We start from the raw sequence: 12,624 nt of genomic DNA, 5'->3' as shown, positions 1-12,624 counted from the left end.
CGCTGCCTGCTATGTTTAAATTATACCGTAAATTTTTCAGCAAAAAACATCGTTAAACCAATCAACCGGACACAGCCGTTAACATCTTCATATTTCAAGAAGACGAATTTGATAGGGTTATTGTTACAGGATGGGATATTTTTTCAATACTGATAAGTTTAGGGTTGCTACAAAACTAAACATTTCGTTAATAAAAAGATTAAGAAGGATGTAAAAAAGGTGTTTTTACCTATTAATTAATATAAAGATTATAAGTTACAGTTACCGGCACATGCAATTTGGCGGATATAACCACATCTTTTTACCATTTTTTAAGCCCGGCCATCATTAACTATGTTATAGCTTTTAGCTATCCGCTTATAGAATTAATTGATTGTGATTGTTGCTATTAACATCCTACTTTTATAAAACTTAATACCCAACGACGGTTTAAGCAGTCTATTCAATTTATAACTATAATTATGGAAAACGGATCAAATGACATCAGTAAATGCCCGTTTCACAACGGTACAATGAAGCACAACGTTGGCGGCGGCGGTACACGCAACCAAAATTGGTGGCCTAATCAGTTAAAGCTTAATATCCTTCGGCAGAACTCTTCATTATCAAACCCTATGGATGAAGATTTCAATTATGCTGAAGCCTTTAAAAGCCTTGACCTTGAAGCTGTAAAAAAAGACCTACACGCGCTTATGACCGATTCGCAGGATTGGTGGCCGGCAGATTTTGGCCATTATGGCGGCTTGTTTATCCGCATGGCCTGGCACAGTGCCGGCACCTATCGCGTAGGTGATGGCCGCGGAGGTGCCGGAGCAGGTTTACAACGTTTTGCCCCGCTCAACAGCTGGCCCGATAATGTGAGCCTTGATAAAGCCCGCAGGCTGCTTTGGCCTATTAAGCAAAAATATGGCCGCAAAATTTCGTGGGCCGATCTTATGATCCTTGCCGGAAATATAGCGCTTGAATCAATGGGGTTTAAAACTTTTGGCTTTGCCGGTGGCCGTGAAGATGCCTGGGAAGCAGATGAATCTGTATACTGGGGGTCGGAAACCACCTGGCTGGGCGGTGATGTGCGGTATGCACATGGTTCGCCGGGTGTGCAGGAAGGTCATGGTGTACTGGTATCAGACGATGATGCCGATGGCGATATTCATACACGAAACCTCGAAAAACCGCTTGCAGCCGTGCAAATGGGCCTGATTTATGTAAACCCTGAAGGCCCCGATGGCAATCCTGATCCTATCATGGCAGCTAAAGATATCCGGGATACCTTCGGCCGTATGGCGATGAATGATGAAGAAACCGTTGCGTTAATTGCAGGCGGCCACACTTTTGGCAAAACCCACGGTGCTGCATCTGCAGATAATGTAGGGAAAGAGCCCGAAGCTTCTGACATTGGAGCACAGGGCTTTGGCTGGCATAACGGTTATGGCTCAGGCAAAGGTGCCGATACTATTACCAGCGGCCTGGAAGTAACCTGGACCACAACCCCTACCAAATGGAGCAATAACTTTTTCGAAAACCTGTTTGGCTTTGAATGGGAATTAACCAAAAGTCCGGCCGGCGCGCACCAATGGGTAGCTAAAAACGCCGAAGCTATCATCCCCGATGCTTATGATGCTTCGAAAAAGCATTTACCAACCATGCTCACCACCGATCTTTCTTTAAGGTTTGATCCTGCATATGAAAAGATATCAAGGCGATTCCTGGAAAACCCTGATCAGTTTGCGGATGCTTTTGCACGCGCATGGTATAAATTAACACACCGCGATATGGGGCCAAGAGCACGTTACCTTGGTGCCGATGTGCCTGAAGAGGTATTGCTTTGGCAAGACCCTATCCCGGCTGCTGATTATGCGCCGATAGTTGAAAGCGACGTTGTTGCTTTAAAGGGAAAGATACTGGCATCAGGCTTAAGCGTATCTGAGTTGGTTTCAACAACATGGGCTGCTGCTTCTACCTTCCGCGGTACTGATAAGCGCGGTGGTATAAACGGTGGCCGCATTCGCCTGGCCCCGCAAAGGTACTGGCAGGTAAACAACCCAACCCAGTTGCAAAAAGTATTGAGCGTACTTGAAGGCATCCAAAAAGAGTTTAACGGTGCTCAAACCGATGGCAAAAAAGTTTCACTGGCCGATCTGATTGCGCTGGCAGGAAGTGCTGCCGTTGAAAAAGCAGCGAAAGATGGGGGTCATCATATCACCGTTCCGTTCACTCCGGGCCGTACCGATGCTTCGCAGGAGGAAACTGATGTAGAGTCATTCGGTTACCTTGAACCGGCAGCCGATGGATTCCGCAATTATCGTAAAACAAAACATCCTGTTTCTACCGAAGAATTGCTGATTGATAAAGCGCACCTACTCACCCTGACCGCTCCTGAGTTAACCGTGTTGTTAGGTGGTCTGCGTGTATTGAACATTAATTTTGACGGATCGAAACACGGCGTATTCACCGCGAGCGAAGGTGTGCTTAGCAACGATTTTTTTATAAACCTGCTTGATATGGGCACTGCATGGAAAGCCACAGCTGCCGATAGAGAACTTTACGAAGGCAGCGACCGTGCTACCGGTGCAATAAAATGGACAGCAACCCGCGCAGACCTTGTGTTTGGCTCCAATGCCGAACTAAGAGCTATTGCCGAAGTGTACGGAAGCGCCGACGGACAAGACAAATTTGTTAAAGATTTTGTAGCTGCCTGGACCAAGGTAATGAACCTCGACAGGTTTGATCTGGCTTAATATTAAAGCCAGCGCTGCAAAACAAGTATAGCGTTGGTTTATAAATACAACTGTGAGCTATTACTTTACGTGTTTAACATGTAAAATAATAGCTACAGTTTTTTAATTAGCAATCCGGGTGAATGTAAATCGCGCCCCCACTCCCCGGAGTTGTCTTTAAATTAATTTATAGCTTTTAGCGTTGTGCTTTCTGCTTTTAGCTTCATTATATTAACTCCATATAACTATAGTCAACATTGGTTGTAATTGGCGAAAAGCGCTTCATCATTTCTTCGGCTTTGTTCACCATATTTTTTGAGCCGATGAAGATCCCCGAACGCTGATGAAGTTCTGTAACTTCCAGGTCCAAAATACTTTCGTATCCGTTACTGGCTTTGCCTCCGGCCTGTTCAATAATGAACGCCATGGGGTTACATTCATAAATTAAACGCAGTTTCCCCTTCGGATCGCTTGCGTTGGCCGGGTAAATAAAAATCCCGCCTTTTATCATATTTCGATGCAGGTCGGCCACCATCGATCCGATATATCTTGCTTTAAACGGCCTGTTTGTTGAAACATCTTCAACCTGGCAATATTTGATATACTTTTTCACACCATCAGGGAAATGAGAATAATAGCCTTCGTTTATAGAATAGATGACGCCATCATCAGGGATTTGCATTTTGGGATGCGAGAGGCAAAACTCACCGAGTGAGGGGTCTAAGGTGAAACCATTCACCCCTTTCCCTGTAGTGTAAACCAACATGGTTGACGAACCATAAATCACATACCCCGCTGCCACCTGCTCCGAGCCCCTTTGCAAAACGTCCTTAATCGACGCCCGCCCGTCTGTTGTTTTCCGGCGGTAGATGGAAAAAATAGAGCCTACGCTTACATTTACATCGATGTTAGAAGAGCCATCCAGGGGATCTATCGCTACAATATATTTAGCATTTTTTGAGATCTCACTGTCGATATCAATATATTCATCACTTTCTTCGGATACTACTACACAACATTCGCCCCCCTGCTGTAAGGCCGAAATAAACTGTTCATTGGCAAAAACATCCAGCCTTTTCTGGCTTTCTCCCTGTACGTTTACCGAACCGTTATCGAGGGTCAGATCAGCCAATCCTGCCCGGTTAACCTCCCTGTTAACAACCTTTGCCGCAATGCCTATATCTCTCAGCAACCTGGATAGTTCGCCTTTGGCGTATGGAAATTCTGCTTGGTTTTCGATGATAAATTGGCCTAAAGTTTTTACCGCTTTCATATAAATAAAATTTTAATATTAGTACCGCTACCCGGATTGAGTAGCGGCTTTAGCATTAGTTAATAAATCGTTCGTATCAGGCAGATAGGCAGAGCCGTTTTGCCGCTTCAATCTCATCCTCTATTTTGCTGATAGCCATTACGGTTTTAAAAAATGAGTCGGGAGTAACGGAGATGCTGTCAATCCCTTCTTCTACCAGGAACTGGGCAAAATCAGGATAATCGGATGGCCCCTGCCCGCAGATTCCCACTTTCACGCCTTTTTTCTTTGCAGTTTTTATTAACGATGAGATCATGAACTTTACCGCATCATTACGCTCGTTGTATAAGCCCGCCACTAAAGACGAATCACGGTCGAGCCCCAGTACAAGCTGGGTTAGGTCGTTAGAGCCAATTGAAAAACCATCTACATGATCGGCAAATTGTTCGGCCAGGATCACGTTCGACGGAACTTCGGCCATCAGGTAAACTTCAAGCCCGTTTTCCCCGCGTTTCAGGCCATACTCGTTCATGGTTTCGTATACTAATGAAAGTTCATTCACTGTGCGGCAAAAAGGGATCATCACCACCACATTATCAAGGCCCATCATTTCGCGTACCTTCTTAATAGCTTTACATTCCATCCCAAAAGCATCTTTATATACTTTTGAATAATACCTGGACGCTCCCCTCCAACCGATCATTGGATTTTCCTCATTCGGTTCGAAATACTTGCCGCCGGGCATATTATAGTATTCATTGGTTTTAAAATCCGAGAAACGTACAATTACTTTATTGGGATAAAATGCAGCGGCTATCTTGGCTATTCCGTAGGATAACTTTTCAATAAAATAAGCTTCTTCACTCTCATAACCCAGCATAACCTCCTCAATATGTGCGGTCAACGAAGCATCATTAAGGTTTCGGTGTTCGAGCAGGGCCAACGGGTGAATTTTTATATAATTATTGATAATAAATTCCTCCCTGGCAAGGCCTACACCCTTTCCTGGATAATGCGCATAATTAAATGCTATTTCAGGCGATCCGATATTCATCATCAGCGGGGTTTCAATTTCAGGCAGGTCATTAAGATCATGTTCCCGCTTAGTAAACGCTACTATGCCGCTGTAAATAATTCCGGCATCTCCCTCTGCACATGAAGCGGTTATTTCATCACCGGTTTTCAGGATGATAGTCGCGCATTCGCAGCCAACTATAGCCGGAACGCCTAACTCCCGGGCAACAATGGCAGCATGGCAAGTTCGCCCTCCTTTATTGGTGATGATAGCTGATGCTTTTTTCATTACCGGTTCCCAGTCAGGGTCGGTCATGTCGGTTACCATGATATCGCCGGGTAAAAAGTTGATTTCGTGGATATTTTGCTTCCCGATACCGGTGAGATTATGCACTTTGCCTGTCGCTATTTTATCGCCAACAGCAATACCTTTCAGCAAGATCCTGTCCGCTCTGTCCGGGTCATTAATACGAAATTCGGTAAGCAGGTTTACCTGCTTGCGGGAGTGGATAGTTTCGGGCCTTGCCTGCACTATAAACAGCCGGCCGGTGATTCCGTCAACAGCCCATTCAATGTCCATCGGGCACCATTTACCCTTCAATTTAGTGTAATAGGCCTCAATAATCATTACCCAGTTACTCAATTGGATAATCTGATCATCCGACAGGCAAAATCTTGAGCTTTTATCAACAGGAGTATCAACGACTCTTACAGCCTCTTCTCCGGAATTGCCGTAAATCATCTTTTTATGTTTTTTGCCTAATTTCTTTTCAAGGATGGGCCTGAAACCGCTTTTAAGCAGCGGCTTATAAACGATAAATTCGTCGGGATTAACCGATCCCTGTACCAGCATTTCGCCTAAGCCGTACGATCCGTTAATGATTACGACATCTTTGAAACCACTTTCTGTATCTAACGAAAACGCAACCCCCGAAACGCCCATATCAGAGCGTACCATTTTTTGAACGCAAACAGATAGGCCGACATTGAAATGATCATAATTAAATGATTCCCGGTAGCTGATTGCCCTATCGGTAAATAATGAGGCAAAACAATTCTTTATCGCTGTTAATAGGTTTTCTTCTCCCCTGATATTTAAATAAGTGTCTTGCTGGCCTGCAAATGATGCATCGGGCAGGTCTTCAGCAGTAGCCGATGAGCGGACTGCAACGTCGGCTGCGTTATCTGCATATTGGATCAGCAGATCCTTATAAGCTTCGAGGATCTCATTCTGCATAACAACAGAAAACCGGCCGTTTTGTATAAGCTTTCGTATTTTACTGCCACAGGATAACAGAACCTGCAAGTTTGACAGGTCTTTATCCTCAAGGATATCCCTGATCATTTTGTCAAGCTGATTATCTGCAATGAACTGGTAATAGGCCTTACTTGTTATGATAAACCCGTCAGGAATATCAATTCCAAATTGAGAGATGTTCTGCATCATTTCTCCAAGCGATGCATTTTTACCTCCTACTAACTCAATGTCACTTATCGAAGCTTCAATAAGTTTCATAGTAAACTTCTTTTCCTTCATGGCTTAAATTTTATAAAACGAAGTTAGCCGCTTAACAAACTGCCCAATGCTTAAATATTCACAACAAGTAATACTATATTCATAACATATTGTCTATTTTTAACTTTTTATATCACTATAGTATAAAATGAAAGATTTCTTCGAGCAGGTCCTGAAAGTCGACAATTCAGCTTTTACAATAGCCGAAGCAAAAACCTACCATGCTATCAATAACTTCCATAACCATCCCGAGCTCGAACTTATTTATATTATAAGTGGTGAAGGCACTTTTTCGATAGGAAATACTTCAAAAAGAATTTCAGGGGATACCATGATCATCATAGGCTGCAACGTGCCCCATATGTTTAAGTTTGAAACTAACCGCTACTATGATTACTCCATGAAAAGCGGTAAAATACCCAAACCGCTACAGTTGCTTACCCTTCATTTTGATCCCAATAAATTGGGAAGTACTTTCATGACGCTGCCAGAAAACAACCTGATAAACAATCTTTTAAATGGCGCCAAGAATGGATTACTGATCAATGAAAATTCTAAAGCTGTTGCGGTCGACTTTATCCACCGAATAGAAAATTCGGCCAGGTATGAACAGCTTCCGTTATTGCTTCAACTGTTAAATAAAATTGCCGAGGGGGAACGGGTCTCAAACCTTGCCGGTGAAACGGAGAAGAAGATCTTTAACAGGATAGATGAAGTGCGGCTAACGAAGATTTATCTGTATACCATGGACAATTTTTACAAAGACATTAAGCTTAAGGAAATAGCAAACATCATACACATGGTACCGAAAGCATTTTGCCATTATTTTAAATTGCGTACCGGCCAAACCTATTTTGATTTTTTACTGACGGTAAGAATAGAAAACTCGTGTAAACTGATCAGGGAGACCAATGAAAATATAAATTCAATCAGCCGCGATTCGGGGTTTAACAATCTTTCAAATTTTAACAGGTATTTTAAATTAGCTACCGGGAGCACGCCAATGGAATACCGGAGAAAATTCAGGGAGTTTTAAGATCTTTAAAGTCCTTCTAAAAAAACAAATGCAGGCTTTTTAGGGCCTGCGTTTGTTAAATAAATAATAGAACTAAATTAATAACCCGGATTTTGTACCAGTTTCGGGTTCAACTGCATTTCCGGTCTTGGGATCGGGAAAATTCGTTTATTAGGATTAGCATCAGTTTTTATGCCCCAAGGCTTTTCAAACTGGCCAAAACGGATCAGGTCATTACGACGCCACGTTTCCATCGAGAACTCGCGGCCGCGCTCATCTAATATATCAGACAGTGTTACCGAAGTTAAAGGCGAAGCTTTTGCACGCGCCCTCACCTGGTTAACCAATGATAAAGGCGAATCGCCATTGGTTGCTGATGCGCCGCGTAAAATAGCCTCGGCTTTTTCAAGCAAAATATCGGCATACCTGAACATAGGCACATCGTTGCCCTGGTTACGATCGTTACTTAAGCTATCAGGATAAAATTTATTGTTCCTGTAACCTTCTTCGTTAGCAAGCTCGTCATTACCGATGTCAAAAGTTGCCGGGTTTTTCCATACGATATCTGGTGTAAATTCTAACTGGTGTACAACAGTAGCATTTGGGTTAGGGCCCGAGTAGCTTGCATCCAGTCCGATATTAGTTGTTGTGATTAATATTGGAGAGCCATCATTGTTGTACTGCTTGCCAACTAAAAATTGCTTTTTGCGAATATCATTTGCATCATTAAACAGGGCATAATACTCCTTGTAGGTGTACACAGGTCCATCCGGCGTGTACGGCATTTTATATTTATTTTTCAGGTTCGGGTTCAGTGTCCAGCGGGCGTAGTACTGTCCCTGTGCCAAAATGCCGTCATAAGGTATGGCAAAAATAAAGTCTTTAACACCCGGGCCGTTATTAGGTTTAAACATGCCTAAATAATCTGCATCTAAACCATACTGGCCGCTTTTTATCACGTTATCGCACATGGTAACGGCGTCCTGGTACCTCGCTGTGCCAATATAATATTGCGCATTCAAATACATTTTGGCAAGTATGGCATAAGCTAAACCTTTGGTTGGCCTGCCGTAGGTTGCTACTCCGGCTGTACCGCTCAGATCAGGAATCTGCGCAAGCAATTCACTTTCAATAAATGCAAATACTGCAGCCCTTGGCTGGGTACCCAGGTTGGTAGTATCGCCAAAAGTTTTGCTGATAGGCACATTACCAAACAGGTCCATCAGGTAAAAATATGACAGGGCGCGCATGGTTTTAATTTCGGCAATGGTTTGTTTTTTTGAATCGCTTTCTGGCGTAGGTGCTAATAGCGACAGCACCTGGTTGCATAAACTTATAGTACTGTACCCGCCAGACCAGCAGGTCTCGATCATGCCATTGTCGGGCGTAACGGTATGCAGGTTTACGGTTGAATAGGTACCGCCGTCGAGCCAGTTACCACCGCGTGCAACCAAAACACATTCGTCGGTACTTAAGTTTTGTAACAGCCAGTATTGCCTGCCGGGCGCACCGCGAAACGCGGTATAAATAGGCCCTGTGGCAGCAACGTATTGCGCAGGTGTGGTAGGGAAATTAGCTGGTGTTAGTGCCGACTTAGGCGTTATATCCAGCTTTGTACAACCCGAAAGGTAAATTGCTCCAATAAACGTGGCAATAAGGCCAGGTTTTATATATCTTTTTAAATTATTCATGTCTGTTAGGTTAAAAATCTATTATAAATCAACTTGTACACCGGCAAGGAAGCTCCTTGTTTTTGGATAGAAATTATTGCTGTCTACCCCGATAAACTGGCCGCTCGACTGGTTATTAATATTCAGGTTCAATTCAGGATCCACGCCTTTGTATTTGGTGATGATAAATAAATTGGTACCGGTAACATACAACCGGATACCATGCACATAATTGCCCGGAACATTTATTTTGTATGATAGCGTAGCATTGCTTAACCTGATAAAGGCACCGCTTTCGAGATAACGTGTTGAATATAAATTTGCGTTAACATCATTACCAGGTTCACTTAGGGTTAATGTTGGCACGCCATGCGCCGAAGCCTGGGTAGGCTGGTTAAAGCTGGCTAACGAGGCATTCATAATTTTGTTGCCGCCTTGTCCCCTAAAAAAGAAATTAAGGCTAAAGTTTTTATAAGTAAGATCATTACCAAAACCAAAAGTATAGGTTGGCTGCGCATTACCGGCATAAGTTTGATCGGTACTTTGAGGGGTTGTTGTTGGCTGACCATTTGCACCCATGAAAGTAGATACGCCATTGGTACGTCCAAGGTATCTCAAAGTGTAAAACTCGCCGAGCGGATAACCGGCCTCGATAATAGATACCTGTATACCGCTTTGTCCGGGACCTTCAGGATCACCTGCATAGATTTTTGAAAGGTTTGGTGCTAATGCGGTGATCTTATTTTTATTAAATGAAATATTTCCGTAGCTGCTCCAGGTAAAATCTTTTGTTTTTACCGGCGTTCCGTTAAGTGCAATCTCCACGCCTTTATTGGTCATACTGCCTACGTTTTCAACTTTTGTATTAACAAAGTTGTTAATAAGCGACACTGGTACCGAGGTGATCATATCGGTTGTTTTTTTATTATAGATATCAACCGAGCCGCCCAAACGCCCTTTAAATAAGGAGAAATCAACACCGCCGTTCAGCGTAGCTGTACTCTCCCACTTCAAATCGGGGTTAGGGTTTTGTATTACACCAATTGCACCAATATAAGCGTTATTGTAATAGAAGCTACCTGTAGTGCCATAAAGAGTAAGAGGCGTATAAGGAGAAAAACCTAATGAATTACCTGTTTTACCATAACCAACCCGCAATTTTAAATCGTCAAACAGAGTTTGAGATTTCATAAAGCCCTCATCAATGATTCGCCACGCGGCCGAAGCAGCAGGGAAATAGCCCCAACGCTTATTGGTACCAAAGGCGTTTGAACCGTCACGGCGTAAAGATGCCTGCAAAAGATATTTACCCGCGTAGCTATAATTAAGACGAGAGTAAAAAGATATTAAACGTAAAGTTTCTACGTTAACGTTACCATAATCAACGCGGTAGTTCCCGGTAGGTGTACCTAAACTAAGATTATCTGAACCTGTAGCATCCGAAATAAAACCTTGATTGGTTGACTGGAAACCATTACCGGTTGTTGTTTGATCTATCGAATAACCAAATAAAGCTTTGAAATCGTGTTTATCATTCCATTTATGAGCGTAGCTCAAATAGTTTTCAAACAGCTTTTTGTTATCCTCATAAGTTGAACGGATAGCTTTACCATTAAGGCCCGGTGCAAGTTCTGATGCCGAGTTGTAATAGGTATTATTATCGGTATTTGTTTCCTGGTAAGCTAAGTTAAAATTGTAAAGCAGGCCTGCAGGCAATATCAACTCGCCGCGTACATTCCCCAGCAATAAGTTAACTTTTTGTTTGTAGCTATCGTTGGTGATAAGCCCTACCGGGTTATAACCTAATTTTAAAGTAGGATCGTTGTAAAAAGTACCATCAGGATTGTAAATAGTGCGTGTTGGTAAATATTGAACTATTGATTTAAACAAGCCGGGGCTTTGTCCGTTTGCAGATGACAGCGGGATATCATTAACTAACAAATTAGCATTGGTCACCGAATTGCTTAATGAAAAGTCCAGTTTTAGTTTATCATTCAACGCTTTTTGGGTGATATTAAGCCTGCCAATAACGCGCTTCATGTCGCTGCTTTTAACAATACCCTGATTTTGCAGGTAGTTGATGCTTCCGTTATAGGTAGTCTTATCGGTACCGCCGCCGAAAGAGAGGTTATGGTTTTGAGAGAATCCGGTACTGCGCTCAACGGCTTTTTGCCAGTCGGTATTGCCGCCGTTATCATTTGCGGGCGTAAAACTTTGTCCGTTAGCTTTTACATAAGCCCTTAACTGGTCGGCACTGGCAACCTTAAACTGGTTAGATACCTTTTCAAATGATCCGTATCCGTTATAAGTCAATCTTAACTGACCGGCCTTAGCTTTTTTAGTGGTAACGATGATTACACCATTAGTAGCCCTGCTGCCATAAATTGCTGCTGCCGAAGCATCTTTCAGCACATCAATAGAAGCAATATCAGATGGTGCCAGCAAATTAAAATCCGCCCCCGGCACACCATCAATTACATAAAAAGGTACAGATGCAGCCCCCGCTCTTAATGACGACGGGCCACGCAATGTTACAGAAGCCTTACCGTTAGGGTTACCGTCGTTAGTGATGTTTAAGCCTGCTACCTTACCTTCCAATAAGTCGGCAGGGGTTGCTACTACACCGGCGTTAAACTGTTCGGCCTTTACTGTTGCGATGGCGCTCGTTAGTTCCTTTTTGCTGGTAGTACCATAGCCCACTACCACAACAGTAGATAATGAATTAGCCGATGGCAGCAAAATAACTTTTATTGACGTTTGTTTACCTACGGCTATTTTTTGAGTTTCAAAGCCTATGTAAGAAAACACCAGCACAGCTTTTTCGTTGGCAACCTGCACCCTGAATTTACCATCTATATCGGTTACCGCACCCGTTGCAAGGCCTTCTATTTTAACAGAAACACCTATTAAGGGCTGCCCTTTATCATCAACAACAGATCCGGTAACAATAACTGGCGGCGGGAGCTCGATCTTCTTCTCTACCGGTGGCTTTGGCGCGGGTTTAACCAGCAAACTTCCTTCAACTTCGGTATAGGTAAACTGGTTATCCAATAAAACTTTTTTCAAAACAGCCTGCAGCTTTTCATTATGAGCTGTAAGGGTTACTTTAACATCGCTTTCAATGTTATTCCCGGTGTACATGATCCGTACGCCGGTACTGGCCGAAATCCGCTCCAGTGCATCAGCAAGAGGGGTATTTTTTAATTTAACGGTAACTGGCTTTTCCAGCACGCTTTGTCCGTATGAGTTATCAGCCATGGCAATGGTTGACAGGGAACAGACTACTAATAAAATGATCGCATTAATTTTCATAACATATGTTATGGCTCGAAATACTCTTTCGGGTATGTTTATTTTCATATTTTTGCTATATTAAAGTGTTATAGGTCAAGCTGGAACGTGCTGCGGTTGTGAGAGGCCCTGTGCATGGTCCATTAAAA

Annotated in this window: 6 protein-coding genes; 2 read left to right on the top strand and 4 right to left on the bottom strand. The window is 43.1% G+C overall.

Going from position 1 to position 12,624, the window contains the following annotated elements:
- The first annotated feature begins 461 nt into the window (after positions 1-461).
- Positions 462-2,738 (top strand): catalase/peroxidase HPI, encoded by a 2,277-nt coding sequence (katG, locus tag DIU38_RS01820; RefSeq protein WP_112652860.1) that lies wholly within the window; start codon positions 462-464, stop codon positions 2,736-2,738.
- A gap of 205 nt (positions 2,739-2,943) precedes the next feature.
- Here the strand turns inward: katG and fbp are convergent, their stop codons facing one another.
- Entirely contained in the window at positions 2,944-3,990 is a 1,047-nt protein-coding gene (gene fbp, locus DIU38_RS01815) for a class 1 fructose-bisphosphatase (protein WP_112652859.1), read from the bottom strand.
- Between the two features lie 76 nt (positions 3,991-4,066).
- Complete coding sequence (gene ppsA / locus DIU38_RS01810; RefSeq protein ID WP_112652858.1) at positions 4,067-6,520, bottom strand: phosphoenolpyruvate synthase; 2,454 nt, start codon at positions 6,518-6,520, stop codon at positions 4,067-4,069.
- A gap of 127 nt (positions 6,521-6,647) precedes the next feature.
- Between ppsA and DIU38_RS01805 the strand changes: the two genes are divergently transcribed.
- Positions 6,648-7,535 carry an AraC family transcriptional regulator gene (locus tag DIU38_RS01805; protein WP_112652857.1) on the top strand — a complete coding sequence of 296 codons (888 nt, stop codon included), beginning with the start codon at positions 6,648-6,650 and terminating at the stop codon, positions 7,533-7,535.
- 77 nt (positions 7,536-7,612) lie between these two features.
- Here the strand turns inward: DIU38_RS01805 and DIU38_RS01800 are convergent, their stop codons facing one another.
- Positions 7,613-9,205 carry a RagB/SusD family nutrient uptake outer membrane protein gene (locus tag DIU38_RS01800; protein ID WP_112652856.1) on the bottom strand — a complete coding sequence of 531 codons (1,593 nt, stop codon included), beginning with the start codon at positions 9,203-9,205 and terminating at the stop codon, positions 7,613-7,615.
- A 21-nt stretch (positions 9,206-9,226) separates the two neighbouring features.
- Entirely contained in the window at positions 9,227-12,496 is a 3,270-nt protein-coding gene (locus tag DIU38_RS01795; protein ID WP_167516058.1) for a SusC/RagA family TonB-linked outer membrane protein, read from the bottom strand.
- Positions 12,497-12,624: the final 128 nt, after the last annotated feature.

This window comes from Mucilaginibacter metallidurans, from assembly GCF_003286435.2.
Classification (GTDB): Bacteria; Bacteroidota; Bacteroidia; order Sphingobacteriales; family Sphingobacteriaceae; genus Mucilaginibacter; species Mucilaginibacter gossypii.
This window is presented reverse-complemented; position numbering and strand designations above follow the sequence as displayed.

Excerpts from the sequence above, each read along its gene's own strand:
- katG (WP_112652860.1), top strand. The coding sequence starts at position 462 with ATGGAAAACGGATCAAATGACATCAGTAAATGCCCGTTTCACAACGGT.
- fbp (WP_112652859.1), bottom strand. The coding sequence starts at position 3,990 with ATGAAAGCGGTAAAAACTTTAGGCCAATTTATCATCGAAAACCAAGCA.
- ppsA (WP_112652858.1), bottom strand. The coding sequence starts at position 6,520 with ATGAAGGAAAAGAAGTTTACTATGAAACTTATTGAAGCTTCGATAAGT.
- DIU38_RS01805 (WP_112652857.1), top strand. The coding sequence starts at position 6,648 with ATGAAAGATTTCTTCGAGCAGGTCCTGAAAGTCGACAATTCAGCTTTT.
- DIU38_RS01800 (WP_112652856.1), bottom strand. The coding sequence starts at position 9,205 with ATGAATAATTTAAAAAGATATATAAAACCTGGCCTTATTGCCACGTTT.
- DIU38_RS01795 (WP_167516058.1), bottom strand. The coding sequence starts at position 12,496 with ATGAAAATTAATGCGATCATTTTATTAGTAGTCTGTTCCCTGTCAACC.